General features: G+C 56.7%; 10 protein-coding genes. 2 read left to right on the top strand and 8 right to left on the bottom strand.

Translation table 11 applies throughout. The features are described 5' to 3' along the window. Nucleotides 1–6 precede the first annotated feature (6 nt). The 3 genes from AC01ZF_RS03645 to AC01ZF_RS03635 are packed head-to-tail and all read right to left on the bottom strand — an operon-like array spanning nucleotide 7 to nucleotide 5,416. Nucleotides 7–2,637 (bottom strand): FAD-binding oxidoreductase, encoded by a 2,631-nt coding sequence (locus AC01ZF_RS03645; protein ID WP_424675723.1) that lies wholly within the window; start codon nucleotides 2,635–2,637, stop codon nucleotides 7–9. Nucleotides 2,638–2,682: 45 nt separating this feature from the next. Further along, on the bottom strand, nucleotides 2,683–3,963 hold the full coding sequence (locus AC01ZF_RS03640) for an FAD-binding oxidoreductase (RefSeq protein ID WP_424675722.1): 1,281 nt from the start codon (nucleotides 3,961–3,963) through the stop codon (nucleotides 2,683–2,685). A 4-nt stretch (nucleotides 3,964–3,967) separates the two neighbouring features. Continuing rightward, nucleotides 3,968–5,416, bottom strand: coding sequence for an FAD-binding oxidoreductase (locus AC01ZF_RS03635; protein WP_424675721.1), 1,449 nt, complete (start codon nucleotides 5,414–5,416; stop codon nucleotides 3,968–3,970). 167 nt (nucleotides 5,417–5,583) lie between these two features. Between AC01ZF_RS03635 and AC01ZF_RS03630 the strand changes: the two genes are divergently transcribed. Together AC01ZF_RS03630 and AC01ZF_RS03625 are read left to right on the top strand one after the other, a co-directional pair. Continuing rightward, nucleotides 5,584–6,594, top strand: coding sequence for a small ribosomal subunit Rsm22 family protein (locus AC01ZF_RS03630; protein ID WP_428112598.1), 1,011 nt, complete (start codon nucleotides 5,584–5,586; stop codon nucleotides 6,592–6,594). A gap of 105 nt (nucleotides 6,595–6,699) precedes the next feature. Beyond that, nucleotides 6,700–9,795: a PAS domain-containing protein gene (locus AC01ZF_RS03625; RefSeq protein ID WP_428112599.1), complete on the top strand. Its 3,096-nt coding sequence runs from the start codon at nucleotides 6,700–6,702 to the stop codon at nucleotides 9,793–9,795. A gap of 132 nt (nucleotides 9,796–9,927) precedes the next feature. On the opposite strand, the gene AC01ZF_RS03620 is transcribed toward AC01ZF_RS03625, so the two are convergent. From AC01ZF_RS03620 to AC01ZF_RS03600, 5 genes are read right to left on the bottom strand one after another with little or no spacing between them, the layout of a single operon-like run. Beyond that, a complete protein-coding gene (locus tag AC01ZF_RS03620) occupies nucleotides 9,928–11,151 on the bottom strand; it encodes a glycosyltransferase family 4 protein (protein ID WP_424675718.1) in 1,224 nt (407 codons plus the stop codon). 21 nt (nucleotides 11,152–11,172) lie between these two features. Next, entirely contained in the window at nucleotides 11,173–12,558 is a 1,386-nt protein-coding gene (locus tag AC01ZF_RS03615) for a phenylacetate--CoA ligase family protein (protein WP_476575122.1), read from the bottom strand. After that, nucleotides 12,555–13,406: a carbohydrate deacetylase gene (locus AC01ZF_RS03610; RefSeq protein ID WP_424675716.1), complete on the bottom strand. Its 852-nt coding sequence runs from the start codon at nucleotides 13,404–13,406 to the stop codon at nucleotides 12,555–12,557. Before AC01ZF_RS03610 ends, AC01ZF_RS03615 begins: the two co-directional genes overlap by 4 nt. A gap of 13 nt (nucleotides 13,407–13,419) precedes the next feature. Next, nucleotides 13,420–14,652: a glycosyltransferase family 4 protein gene (locus AC01ZF_RS03605; protein ID WP_476575121.1), complete on the bottom strand. Its 1,233-nt coding sequence runs from the start codon at nucleotides 14,650–14,652 to the stop codon at nucleotides 13,420–13,422. After that, the gene (locus AC01ZF_RS03600) at nucleotides 14,574–15,386 is read right to left on the bottom strand and encodes a glycosyltransferase family 2 protein (RefSeq protein ID WP_428112602.1); all 813 of its coding nucleotides are present in this window, start codon (nucleotides 15,384–15,386) and stop codon (nucleotides 14,574–14,576) included. Before AC01ZF_RS03600 ends, AC01ZF_RS03605 begins: the two co-directional genes overlap by 79 nt. Between the last annotated feature and the right edge of the window lie 24 nt (nucleotides 15,387–15,410).

Here is a 15,410-nt window from a genome sequence, read left to right as displayed (position 1 = left end):
TCTCCTCTAGGTACGATTGGCAAACCAAACGGCAGTTGGATTCAGCGTGTTATGCGGATCAATTGCTACTTTTAGCGCACGGATACGGTTGAGCGTGGTTGGCGATAGAGGCCATACCGGCACCTGCGGCACGAAGTGCGGTGGTGTAACAAGGAGACGGGTATGGGGAATTGTACGGTACAACTCAGCATGATATGCAGCTATCGCCGCCGGCTCGCCGGTCACCCGCAGATAGATGATCCCACTGAGCGCGTGTGCCGTAAGCGCAACCTCTACGTGTTGGTGGCACGCGGCTTGTTCGATTGTCTGGAGGGTAGCAGCGAAACGGGATGGCCAAACGCTAAGCCGCAACAACGCCTGATCGGTCACCACCCCATAGCGGGCAACCGTCTGCTGCCAGAAGCTTGTTTCATCAGCGCCGGCCACCACCGTCCATACCCCATTATGCCGGTGGGCGAGTTCTGTCACCTCTTGCATATGACGCTCAACGGCAGCGGGATGACCCTCAGCACGCACGGCGACCACGATAGCACCCGCATCGGCAAGGTATTCAACAGCCGTAGGCAACAAACGAGTTGCGGCCAGATCATCGATCAGTGTACACGCAGCAACGCTTGTCGGCATCTTCATAATGGCCGTCGCACCGGCAGGCGGTTGTGGAAAGACCTTCAAGGCCACTGCCGTCATCAGACCGAGGGTGCCATAGCTGCCGGTATAGAGCTTAACCAGATCGTAGCCGGTCACATTCTTGACTACCTGGGCACCGAGGCGCACCGGCTCACCATCTGGTTCGAGTACATCGAGTGCTAACACCCAATCGCGAAGCGCGCCATAGCCCAGTCGGCGCGGACCATCGGCAGCGGTGGCAACTAAGCTACCGATGCTCCGGTGTAGATCGGCCACATCGAGAGGCAACATCTGATTATGCGGCGCGAGCAAGGCTTGCAACTCGGCCAACGTCGTACCGGCAGCCACCTTAATAGTGAGATCATCCGGTTCGTACACGAGAGGGCCGTGCCACTCCTTCGTTGAGATCGTCACAGCCTGGGGCGAACGCGCCGTGGTTCCACCGGTTGGGATTACCGACAAGCCGGCGTGATAGCAAGCCTTCATCAGCACTGCGGCAGCGGCCGGCGTTTCCGGTGCAACGAATGCCCCGGGTTCAGGTGCAGCAGCGCCGTGTGCCGGATCACACCGTTGCAACCGCTCGGCACGCGCGGCGGCCAACGCTGCTGGTGTGGTATCGGCGGGAAAGATCTTGGCCGGGTTGAAACAGCCGGTTGGATTGAACACCTGATGAATTGTCGCGTGCAATTGCAACTCGGCGGGTGAGAAAAAGCGTGGCATGTATTCGCACTTCTCCAGGCCAATACCGTGCTCACCGCTGACTACGCCCCCATTGGCAATACTAAGTTCGAGCACACCGGCAGCAATATCGTGCGCACGCCGACGCTGATCCGGATCACGCGGATCGTAGAGCACGAGCGGGTGGAGATTCCCATCACCGGCGTGAAAAACGTTACACACCTCCATACCATACTCGGCCCGCAACCGCTCGACATGCTCCATCATCAACGGTAGCTTTGTGCGCGGTACCACCGTATCAACGAGATAGTACGCCGGCGCAAGGCGACCAATGGCACCCGCCACCGACTTGCGTGCGGTCCATACCCGCGCCTGCGTCGCCGGATCCCGGGCCGGACGCAAATCAAACGCGCCGTGGTCACGACAAATCGCGATAATCTGATCGAGCTGATCGTCTAATCCATCTTCGACACCATCTACCTCGATAATGAGGGCCGTCGTGCCGGTCGTTTCCGGCAAGCCCAAACTATAGGCACTATTGACGGCGCGGATCGCATTGTGATCCATCACTTCCAGCGACGTCGGCAACGAACCGGCGGCAATCACGGCACTGACTGCCGCAGCCGCAGCCACGACCGATGGAAAGAGGGCCAATACCACGCGCACCGCTTCAGGCAGCGGTGTCAGGCGCACAATAGCAGCCGTCACAATCCCCAACGTTCCTTCACTGCCGGTCATGAGGCCGGTTAGATCGTAACCGGACTGATCGAGCACACCATCACCAGTCCAGTAACGAGAACCAGCGTGATCGACCACTTCGACTGCCAACACGTAATTACTCGTCACCCCGTACTTCAGACAGTGCGGACCACCGGCATTCGTTGCGATATTACCACCGATGGTACTGGCCCGTTGCGAAGAGGGATCGGGGGCAAATTGGTAGCCAAGTGGCGCGAGATAGGCATTGAGATCGGCATTGACAACGCCGGGCTGAACGACGGCCAATCGCGAACGAGTATCAACGGCAAGGATTTTATCCATGCGCGCCGTACTGATCATCAACCCACCACGCAGCGGCACGGCGCCACCGGCAATCCCGGTACCGGCGCCACGCGCTACGATTGCCAAGCCGGCACGATTAGCCAACCGCACCGCTTCTGCAACCTGTTCGGCAGTGGTCGGTAACACGACAATATCCGGTGGATGGGAAACGATCATACTGCCATCGGAGTCGTAGGTCAGCAACGACTCCGGCGTCGTCAGCACTGCTTCTGCGCCGAGCACGGCGCGTAGCTCTTCAACCAATGCAGTTGGAGCAGCAGTTGTCGTCACTGCGGCGAACTCCTTTTGTACAGACCGGCCCGTTACCGGAAAGAACTAGACCACAAATCGCCCCGGATTCAGCAGATGCGTCGGATCAAACTCTTGTTTAATCCGTTGCATCAATTCGCGATTGGGCACATGCGAACCGAACGCCGGTAATTCAGCGACCAACGACAGCGGTGCAGCCAGCAGTGTCATCTGAGGGGCAGCGTTGAGCAACGCAGTGTACCATTCTCGCAAAGCAGGATGTGGACCACGCACCCGCAGATAGGCTACGCCGTTCAGCGACCGAGCCGTGCTTTGGAAAGGGAGATCGGCGTGTTGCGCCGCAGTGCGTGCTTCCGTCAGGATCGTACTCAGATTGGCGGGGAGGCAGGTAACACGGACAACCAGCTCATCGGCGGCGACGAGTGCCGTTTGCGGCACATCATTAAGCGCAGCCCACAGTTGCTCGTGTTCGGCATCGCGCATTGGCTCAGCGCTCACACCGAATTGGGTGGCAAAGGCCCTCACATCACGCACATGACGCTCGACCGCTGCCGGCAACCCCTCAGTACGCACCGCTAAAGCATACGATGCACCGGTTACCGCTACTCCTTCGACATACTCAACGGCTACCGGTGTCAGTTGGCTTACAGCAATGGCATTGGCTACTTTCCACAACGGCGCCGGAGTTGCAGCTCGACATAGAATACTTGCCGCGGCACGTGGTTGCGGAATTAACTTAAAGTTGGCCGATGCGATAATTGCCAGCGTACCAAAACTCCCCAAATACAGCTTCATCATATCGAAGCCGCTCACATTCTTAACCACCATACCGCCGGCTTTCGACACTCGACCGGTCGCTTCGACAACCTTGATCCCGATCAGTAGATCGCGGGCCGAGCCATAGCCGAGCCGACGCGGGCCATCCATCGCTGTTGCCAACAAACCACCGATGGTTGCTCGATCAGGCAATGGCGCATCGAGCGGCAACATCTGCCGATTCTCGGCCAACGCTGCACTCAACGCACCTAAGGTCAGACCGGCCTCAACCGAAATGGTCAAATCATCCGGCGTATAATCAAGAATGCGGTGCAGACGATGGGTTTCAATCACCACAAATGGACGATTAGGCGGACGCCCCCATGATTGCTGGGTACCACCACCCCATGGCACCATCGCCAATGGTTCCGCAGCGAGGCGGGCTACCGTCTGGGACAACTCATCAATGGAGCCGGGGGCAACTGCCAAGAGCGGCGTTTGACCATAAATCTGGCGATCGGCGGGTTGTTCACAGATATAATCTTCACCGCAGATCGCGGCCAAATCGGTTTGCAACGATGCGAGCTTCATGCGATTAACTCGTTTTCAACGTACTCCAGGCAATACCCGCACGCCGGAGAGCGGCCAATTCACCACAACCACGACCCTTCGGGAAGACCTTACCGGGATTAAACAGATCGTGAGGATCAAAACTCTGGTGAAGACCAGCCATCGCAGCCAAATCCTCGGTTGTAAAGAGCAACGTCATATAATCTTGCTTCTCGACCCCAATCCCATGTTCACCACTTATCACGCCACCGAAATCGATACTCACTTTCATAACACTGGTCGCCGCCTCGAGCGCGCGCTGATTCTGCGAACGATCGCGACGGTCGAAGAGGATAATCGGATGCAGGTTACCATCGCCGGCGTGAAAGACATTAGCAATCGGTAAGCGGAACTCGCGTGAAATCCGGCCCACTTCATCCATCGTTTGCGGTAGCTTTGTACGCGGTACAACAGTATCAACCAGATAATAAGTTGGCGCGAGACGACCCATCGCCCCGAAAGCATTCTTACGTGCGGCCCACACCTGATTTTGTTCAGCCGATGTGCGCGCAGGTCGTACATCTATCGCCCCATTGCGCCAGCAGATGGCGGTAATATCATGCAGCAGCTCATCAAGACCATCTTCAACCCCATCGACCTCGATGAGCAAGGCAGCTCCGGCAGCTTCAGGCAAACCCAACTTATACATATCGTTGACCGCCTTAATCGCCAGTCGATCCATAATCTCCAGTGCAGCAGGCAGCAAGCCACTGGCGATCACCTGTGAGACGGTATTGGAGGCACCGGCAATATCGGGGAAGAGGGCCAACACCACCCGCACCGCTTCCGGCAGACGAGTCAAGCGCAGCCATGCTGCGGTGACAAAGCCGATGGTTCCTTCCGAACCGGTGATCACGCCGGTTAAATCGTAGCCGGGTGTATGGACACTACCATCCCCCGTCCACACAATCGCACCATCGGGTAAGACAACTTGCACGGCGAGCACGTGGCTGGCAGTTATACCATACTTCAGACAGTGCGGACCGCCGGAATTGTTAGCGATATTCCCACCAATTGTGCATGCTTTTTGGGAAGAAGGATCGGGGGCGAACTGATATCCAAACGGCTTGAGATATTGTGACAATTCCCAATTAATAACTCCGGGCTGGCAGAGCACGCGCCCATTGGCCGTATCAACCTGTAAAATCTTATCCATGCGGGCCGTGGAGATGACAATCCCCCCCTGCATCGGCGTCGCCCCACCGGCCAACCCAGTACCGGCGCCACGCGGTACAATCGGCATACCGGCACGGCCAGCCAGCCGGACAATCGCCGCCACTTGCTCGGCGCTGGTCGGGAGAGTGACGACGTGCGGCTCGTGGGTATCCATCACGCACCCGTCGGCATCATACGTCAGCAGGGCATCGGGGTTGGTTACCACACCGCGCGGACCGAGGATGCGCTCAAGCTCTGCAATTAGTTCAGCACGGTTCATTCCGCACTCCTGCGGCTACCAAGCCGCTCTTGAGGTGTTTCGATAGGAAGTTCTTTTAGAAGTGGATAATATACTTGTAGTATACCATAATTTGAAATAGCGAGTTATTGTTGCACGTACCGGTACAATAGCAAGGTTGAGCAAAGCAGTAGCGAGAAAAAGTACCTATGCAATTGCCACCAATCCTCCAACGATCACTCGAGCGAATGGTAGCCGGCCAACCGGCGACAGCACTGGAGCAAACAGCTATCGCACTCTCGACGCGCTACCGTGAGTTAAGCACCGGCCAAGCTCCACCGATCACCACACCGCTCGAAGCGGTTGCGTATGCGGCATGGCGTATGCCGGCTACCTACGCGGCCGTGCGTGCCGTTTTTCGCCGTTTGGCCGAAGCGCAACCGACGTTTGCGCCAACGAAGATGCTGGACGTTGGAGCAGGCAGTGGTGCAGCAATTTGGGCTGCCGCCGAACAGTGGCCGTCACTGCAACGTGTGATTGCGATTGAACGTCAGTTGGCGATGGCGCGAATCGGCGAACAACTGATGGCCGGGGCCGGTTTACCGACGGTGACATGGCAGCGTAGTGATGTGCTCACCATCGAACGGTTACCGGAGAGCGACTTGGTTGTAGCGAGTTATGTGTATGGTGAAATTGAGCCGTCAATGCGCCTGACCTTGCTTAGTCGGCTTTGGAAAGCCACGAAAGGTGCTTTGATCTTTATCGAGCCGGGCACACCGACCGGTCATACGACCATTCTGAGTATTCGGGATGAGTTGATAAAGCGTGATATTCCGATCGTAGCGCCGTGCCCTCATACCGCAGCCTGCCCGTTGGCCGAACAGCACGACTGGTGCCACTTCGCCCAACGCATTGCACGGCCGGCCTTTCAACGTCGTTTGAAAGGTGCAACGGCGCCGTTTGAGGATGAAAAGTTTTCGTACCTGATCGCCGCCCGGCAGGGTACACCATCAACTCGTGGGCGGATCGTCCGTCACCCGCTTATTCATAGTGGGCACATCGAACTGCAAGTCTGTACGGTACAGGGGGTACAACACATTACCGTTACGCGCCGGCACGGTGCAGTCTGGCGACAGGCACGCGCGAGCGAGTGGGGTGATGGATGGGACGTCGATCACGCCTTTACATTGGCAACTAGCAGTGACAAAACGAACGGTTAAGTTAGCGTCTCTATACGCAGAAACGGTAGCAATTATCATTGTGAGTGATATACTAGTAGATACCCGGTGCGATTTGTCGCTTCGGTTACCAATAGGAATAGGACCATGACCGGCAATCGCACCCACCTTCTCCTCTATGCCGTTGATGATTTGCGGCAACCTCTCATTCAACAACTACTCGCTTACCCGCAGATCAACTACTCGTTTGCCAACACACCGAGTGATCTGCTCGTCCAGATTGCTCAGCAACCGCCGCTGCTCATTCTCTGCCGAACGGCCCAGTGCTTCAGTGTACCGACCGGCATACCGCTGATCATCCTCTCCCCAACACATGAATATCACCCTGCGCAGTTTATCCACGAACCGGCCATCGTCGATATTGTTGCCGAAACCGACCTCATGCGGTTGCCGTTCATTGTGCTGCGTGAACTCCGCAAAGAACACGCGATGGTACGTGAAACCTATCGCCTACGCATGCTGGTCGAGCATACTCCGTCTGGCGTGATTGAGGTTGAAATCGGTAGTCGGCAGGTACGCTGGTCGAACCAAGCGATGCATCGTCTCTTCGGCTACTCTGCCGGCGAAATGCAGAACCTGTATATCGAAGATTTGCATCCGAACGATATACATACGATCATCATCGATGCGTTTCAGCGGATGAGCAGCGGAGACGAAACACCACTCCTTCATATTACCTGTCTGCGCCAAGATCGCTCAACATTTTATTGTAATATTGCACCGGGCGGAACTTACGGGAACGGGCAAACGTTTATTTTCATCTTTTTTACCGATGTTACTAGTGAATACGAAAGTCTTCGCACCCTGCAAATCAATGCCCACTGGCTCGAACTCGCCTTGCGAGCGGCTAATCAAGGATTGTACGATCTCGATCTCCGCAGTGGTCGGACAGTTGTGACGGCTGAATATGCGACCATGTTGGGTTACGATCCGGCTACCTTCAGCGAGACCAACCAACAGTGGCGTGAGCGATTGCATCCATATGACGCAGATACCGTATACCAAACCTTCCTCGATTACCTGGCCGGCAAGATTTCAGAGTATCGGGTTGAATACCGCTCGCGGATGCAGAACGGAGGTTGGAGGTGGATCCTATCAGTCGGCTCGATTGTTGAACGTGACGAACATGGGACTCCGACCAGGCTCCTCGGCACGCACACCGATATAAGCGCGTTAAAGCGCCTCGAGTTTCACGAGCGGTTACGGGTTCAACTCTTCACCAGCTTACTGGGAGGTGAAAACTTGCAAACCCTTATGAACATTCTGATACAGGCGTTTGAAGAAGAGCAACCCGATACCTACGGTGCGATTATCCTCTTCGATCCAAAACACCTTGCGATAAGCAGTGTGATCGGAGCCAGCGTGCCACCGCCGCTCCGCGCTTTTCTCGAAACAGACGAATTGTTAGCGTCGACCAACCGCTGGCAGCCACTATTCAACCGCCAACGGATCATTATTCCGATACTCGCCAACCATCCGGCCTGGCATGATGTTGCGAACACTGTGCAGGCGAACGGTATTCAAACGCTGTGGGCCGAACCGATACTCAGTACTGGTGGCCTTGTCATCGGCACCTTCACGGTGTGGTCGAAACGAGCTGCGTCACCGGCGAGTGAAGACCTCATCCTCACCCAGTTTATCAGCCACTTAGCCGGACCGATCATTGAGCAGCACATCATTTCGGAACGGTTACGACTAAGTGAAGAGCGCTACACGTTGGCCGAACGAGCAGTGCAAGATGGGGTATGGGATTGGGATATTAGCAATGGGATCACCTATCTTTCATCACAATGGAAAGCCTTGTTCGGTTTTGACAAGGATGAATTACCAAACACGATCACTACCTTCTTCGAGCGGATTCATCCCGAGGATTGGCCGGCAGTGACGAAAGCGCTTGATCGCCATTTTGCCGGTCTTGAACCGTTTCATATGGAATTCCGCATGCGTCATCGCAACAACCGGTATCGCTGGATACTGGCGCGGGGTGAAGCGTTGCGCGATGCAAACGGCAACGTGACACGTATGATCGGGGCACTGAGCGATGTTACCGAGCGCAAACAACTTGATGAACGCCTGCACGAAACGCAGAAGCTTGAGGCCTTGGTGTTGCTCACCGGTGGGCTTGCTCATGATTTTAATAACCTGCTTGGGATTATTATCGGTAATCTCGATATGGTATTAGCCGATTGGCAATACGATCCCGATATACAGCAGATGATCCAGGCATCGCTCCATGCGGCATTGCGTGGCGCCGAACTAACCAAAAGTTTGCTGGCGGTAGCCCGCCGCCAACCGCTCGCACCAACTACAATTGAACTGCATCAGGTGTTGCGGGAGTTCTTGCCGCTCATCCAAGTCTCGCTCGGCTCAAACGTGAAAGTTGAGTTGCTCGAACAAACCACTCTCCCGGCACGAGCCGACCGCGCCGGGCTTGAGGCCGCGTTGCTGAATCTGGTGATCAACAGTCGTGATGCGATGCCGCAGGGCGGAATACTGACGATCAAGGTTCGTGAGCAGTGGGTTTCTGTGGAAGATGTCATGTTGACGGCGATGTTGGCGCCCGGCTGCTATATCGTGATTGACGTTATCGATACCGGTAACGGAATGTCACCAGAAGTAGCCAAACGTGCCTTTGAACCGTTCTTTACCACTAAAGAACGCGGACGCGGTACGGGTCTTGGCCTGGCGATGGTCTATGGCTTTGCTCGTCAATCGGGAGGGACAGCCCAAATCTATTCTACCTCCAACCTCGGCACGACCGTCCGGCTGTACTTACCGTGTGCCCAACAAACGACACCGGTTGAATCGCCGGTGGTTATACCCACAGCCCGTCGCCAAGCACGTATTTTAGTGGTTGATGACGATCCCGATCTGTTGCGAATGACGGTCAATACCCTGATCCATCTTGGTTATACCGTGTTGCATGCAAACAATGGGCCTGAGGCACTTACGTTATTACAGAGCGAACCGGTCGACCTGTTGCTAACCGATGTCGTTATGCCGGAGATGAGCGGCCAAGAGCTAGCAAAGCTGGCACAACAGGCTTTGCCCACCCTTAAGGTATTGTTGATGAGCGGATTTGCAGCGCTGCAAGGGGTGCATATCGGCGACATACCCCTGATTGAGAAGCCATTTCGTGCCAGCTCGTTAGAGGTAGCGGTACAGCAGGCGTTAGAGGGATGATCGGCGTGGGACGTAACCGGTTGAGCCCCCGGAGAGCCATCTATCGCTTTACCGACACGGTGGTGGGAACGAATTATATAACGCAAAGACGCAAAGACGCAAAGACGCAAAGACGCAAAGACGCAAAGGTTGCTAGTTTGCTGTGCATGTTTGCAGGATAGTCAGTGCTGCGGCTGCCAGTTGCCGGCGATCAAATTGTTGCTCGGCCAGATACCGAGCCTGTTGACCGGCATGCTGGGTGAAGTCCGGATGGTCACACAAATAAGTGATCTGGGCTGCTAGATCGGCGGGATCGCCGGCACGTGCATAGCGCCCACATTGATGCGTTTCGACCAACTGTTGCAACCAACCTGGTGTGTTGACGATAACCGCTTTACCGGCGGCCAGTGCGTCGAAGAGTTTGTTCGGTGAGCACGTTGCCAGCACCGGTATGGCTTTGAAGATGGTCAGACAGACATCGGCGGCAGCGACCAGATCGGCGACCTCGGTTTTGGGTAACGGATCAAGAAAACACACATTGCGCAGTTGGTAGTCACGGGTTTTGTCCTCAAGCTGTGGACGTTGCCGGCCTTGCCCCACCAGCACGATCAGGATGTCGTCACGGCCTTGTGTCTGCAATATTCGTGCAGCCTCGATCACCTGCTGTAGATCGTTAGCCTCACCCATCGTGCCAAAGTAGAGCGCCAGAAATGAGGGATGACCTAGTCGTTCACGCCAACACCGGCCATCACGTAACGGATGGAAGAGATCAAGATCGGCGGCATTGGGAATCACGCTAACCTTTTCCGGTGGTACGCCGGTATCTAAGATGCCCTGCCGCATACCGGGCGAGAGTGCGATAATATGGCGCGAGTGGCGGTAGATAGTGCGTTCGAGCCAGCGTGCAGCCAGTATCAGGGCCGGATGACGCAATGCGCCCATCTGTAACGGCGCTTCCGGCCACAGATCGCGCACCTCGAATACCAGTGGGACGCGATGCCAACGGCTAGCGATCATACCGGGAATGCCGATGGTAAGCGGTGTGCTGGTCGCGAAGACGACATCGGGTCGTTCGACGCGCAGTACGGCGATGACGCTAGCAAGGGCGAAGAGGAGAAACGCGACCATCCGCTGACCGTAGCCAAGGGCCGTCTTTCGACGATAATCGGTATCACCGGCCCGTACCTCGACTACGTTCATTCCGTCTACCACACGTTGCCGCCACCATCCGCCCGTCCACGGTGTCTGCGGATCGGCAGCCGTCACGATGGTCACCCGATGACCGTGGTGAACAAAATAGCGGGCAAACTCATACGAGCGGGTTCCGCCACTCCCAGCGCGGGTAGTAAAGTATTGATGCAGATAGAGAATGTGCATCGGTCTCGCTCGCGTCCATTTCTATAAGTCGGGAACTTCACGCACGACGTGACGCAACTTTCCGGCGCGTGTCCGGGGTAAGCGTTCCACCAATTCCCACTCAACCCGCATCGTTGGGCCAAGATAACGTTGGGCCGCTGCAAGCACCGCTTGCATTGAGGCGGGTACAAAATCAGGGGCCGGCACCACACGGATGATAATCCGATCACGAGCCACTTGCGCAATCTGACTCTCTTTGATTCCGATGCCGGGTTTCGTTACGTGGCTCAGACGGCCAACCCAACGTCCATCAGGAGTCTTGATCCGGTCATCGATCCGGCCCTCAATCGCCAACCACGACGGACTATGCCGACCACACGGACAATCATCAGCGGCCAGCGTTGCCAGATCACCGGTTTGATACCGGATAAACGGCGTCCCTGAGCTGGCAAATGAGGTCACGACTATTTGACCGGTCTCGTCGGGAGCGACCGGTTGGCCGTTCTCATCAACGACTTCGACAATGGCAGCGCGACTGAGCACGTGGTAGCGGCGATGCTCACACTGCCACGCGATTTGCCCCACCTCGCCGGTGCCGTAGGTTTGTACGACGGGGCAGCCAAACGCTTGTTCGACCACAGCTTGCTGTTCGAGCGAGATGCCCTCGCTATCGGTAACGATGACCCGCAAACGGGGCGGTTGATCGCCGTGTTCGCGGACGTACATCGCCAAGAGATGCCACGCCGTCGGGTAGCCGGTTCCATAAACCACCCGATGCTCGCGCAGGGCACGGAGATAATGCGGGTAAAACTCGGGTGCGAGATGGTAGGCCGAGCATTGTAACTGATGGTAGAGGTCGATCCAGATCCAGAATGGCGGTTGAATGCGGGTATACGGCACGACATACGCGCCCGAAAAGCGAGCACGCGGTTCACCAAACCGGCACCCAAACGCGGCCAGCATCGCATCGGCCGGAGCCTGATGGTTACGGGTTGCTTCGCGGTCAAGGTAGAAGGTCAGTGGCGTCCCGGTAGAGCCACTCGTCTTGCGTGGCCAGAGGGTACGTCGGTCGAGATCGGTAGCGACCAGCGCAAACGGATCACGCCGAACCTGCTCTCTGCTGAGCATCGGCAACGTGGAGAGTTCGTCAAGCCCGGTGAGTGGACGGTCGGGCAAGACATGCCGGTAGAAAGGCACCCGCCGACGAACTTCGGCCAACAGGCGATTGAGTTGGGCAAGCTGCCACGATTCCTGCTCGGCACGCGAGCGATAGTACCACGCGGGATCGTGTTCGCGTACCAACTGCTGATACGCACCATGACGCCGAAACCACTCGCGACGTACCGCTTCGGCATTGACCAACACCCGCTGTAACCAACGCGGGGCGGTATCGTAGATCTGCTGTTGCGAAGGCAAACGCAGGTTCATCGCAACACCTCAAAGCCGGTTGTCTGGACACCGGCAGCAGCTAAGCGATTGACGAGCATCGGATCGCGAAAGACTTCATACTCGCGCAGACGTGAATCGGTCAACGACCCAAAAAGTTCGGGGATCAGCCGGGTGGCCGGGTGAATGACCAACTCGGCAGGCGCGTGGCGCGGCCACGTCATCTGGCGCACGATCTGTTCAACCGCTGCCTTCCCCGGCCCAAATCCCGGTGTGCTCACGACGCCGGCAGGCATACGCAGCCCATATCGAGCGGCTGCCGCAGCCCAGCGGGCAATGATTTGGCCCTTCAACCAATACACCGGATGGGAGAGATGGTAGGTCAGGGCCGTGCCACGACGTGGGACGGTAATCCGACGGTGAGAGCGCATCGCCGGGATACCCAGTTCATGCGCAAGGGTAACGACCACCATAAAGAGACCGGGTACCACATGTACATTCTGGTGCGTATTCCAAAAATCGGGCTGGCCGGCAACGGCGACGAACCGCGTATACTGAGCGTGCAATTCATGGCGCACCTGCTCCGGTGAAATACGGCGGGCGAGCCAGCGGCGCCGGAATTCCGCTGCCGGCCAAAACTGACCGTTTGGCGCCAGCAGATCGGGTACCTGTTCAGGGGCTGCGGCCGGCTTCCCAAGCGTGAGGGTCCAGTGAATGCCGATTGAGGCTTGGGGAAAGGCTCGGCGGAGTTGTGCGGCATCGGTATCATACGACATGTTCGCCATCACACACGTCGCTCGTAATGCACCGGCAGCCAGACACTCCTCAATGGCCCGATTCACTTCTGGACACATCCCGTAATCATCGGCAGTAATAATGAGATGGTGCATAAGCAGTCGTAATCTATGAACCTAACAACTCGGCATACAACGCTAACAGGTATTGTGCCTCGCGCTGCCAATTAAACTCCTTGATCACCCGCCTGCGACCCTCAGCACCCAGTGCGTGCCGCAATGCCGCATCGGAGAGCAAACGGATGATCGCATCAGCATACGCTTCGCTATCATCGGGCGGTACCATAATGGCACACTGACCATCACCAACAAATGGCCGGCTAGGCGGTAAATTGCTAAGCACGGTCGGCATACCCAACGCCATAAACTCAAACAGCTTGGTCGGGATATTGTGCTGGAACTTAGGCAGATTGGGCAGCGGAATAAACCCGATCTTCGCCTGTCGCACGCGAGTCGCCACCTGTTCGTGCGGCACCTGATTCGCATCAAGCACGATTTCGTCTTGTAAGCCACGCCGTTCGATCTCGGCCTGCGCCCATGCCGCCTCCGGGCACTTCCCGAAAAAGAGCCAGCGCGCCCGCCGACCACGCCGACGCAATGCCTCGGCAACAGCAAAGGTCACCTCAAGGTGATAGCGCGGGATGGTGCCGTGATACACCAAATCGAACGGTGCGTCGTCGGCGGGTGGTGGCTGTTGCAAAAACAGATCAAGATGCGGAAAATTGTGGATCGTCACCACCCGGCGCGCACGAAACCGGCGTAGATACAGATCGGCCACCCCCCGATCGGCGGTGATAATCGCATCAAATGTACGAGCCGCCAGCCATTCCAACGTCGCCATCCCCCATGACAAACCGCTGCGCATCACCGGATGCATGTGATATTTCTGGTGCAGATACGCCGTATTATTTTCGTGACAATCGAAGATCACTCGTGCCGATGTGGTAGCCTTGAGCCAGAGACCGAGCGGGATCAGCTCGGGATCGTGCAGATGGTACAGAGCGGCATCTAACTGCCGAGCAAGGAGCGCCGCTTGCCGCATCCGCCGCCATCGCCGCTTGAGCGCCAAGACCAGCCGTTGGTCGGCCAGCACCCCAACACTGTGCAAATACACCCCTTGCCGTTCGAGGGCGGTGACCGGTAACGGCACTAACAGATGCGTTTCATATCCGGCAGCCGCCAGACTCGCACATTCGCGGTGAAAAATGCGCTGATCGAACGGCTGATGCACCGTAGAAATATGGACAATCCGGTGTGTTCCGGTCAGAGACCGCTCAGCCGAGCGCGCAACCGTTCGGGTAGCAACGGTATGACCGGGTAGATGAGTGTGCGGTTGAGCCATCGCATTCCCCCAAAGACGGTTTCGTACAGCCACCGTTCCCACAGCGTATAGACGGAAGCCAACGCACGGGCCCGCTCGGCATCACGGCGCGGCGACGATCGCGTACTTGTCCCGCCACCGTCGAAAATGGCGAGTTCGTGGGTGATATGGGCGTAGCGTACCCGGCGGTGCAATACCATATCGAGCAGATAGGCGTAATCGGCTAAAATCCGGTAATCGGTCGCAAACGGTTGCGCCGCATAGATCTCACGCCGCACAAACCAGACTTGGTGACAAATCATTTTGCGGTATAACCAAAACCGACTCAGCCGGTCAGGGTAACGGATCAAGCGTCCGCTACCGTTAGTACCGGTACCGAGAAACGGATGGTCGACCAACGAGCGTACATCACCGTAGAGAAAATCTGGTTCACCATAACGGGCTAGTGCATCGGCCACAATGTGTAACACGTGAGGGCTACTAAACACATCGCCCGCATTGAGGAAGCAGACGTAACGCCCACGGGCATAGATGAGACCTTGGTTCATCGCATCGAAGATACCGCTATCGGGCGACACAATCACCCGTACCCCCAACGCCCGCAACCGTTCTGGTGTTCCATCGGTCGAGCAACCATCTTTGACCAAATACTCAACCTCGGGAAACGTCTGAGCCAACACACTACGCGCCGTTCGTTCGGCATCGGCGGCGCAATTGAGGGTGATCGTAATAATGCTGAAGAGTGGTTCGGTCACGTTGCGTCTCCTGAACGGATTGAA

The sequence above is a fragment of the Chloroflexus sp. genome (assembly GCF_056331925.1).
The sequence above is the reverse complement of the archived record's forward strand: the minus strand, read 5'-3'. Positions and strand labels throughout refer to the sequence as shown.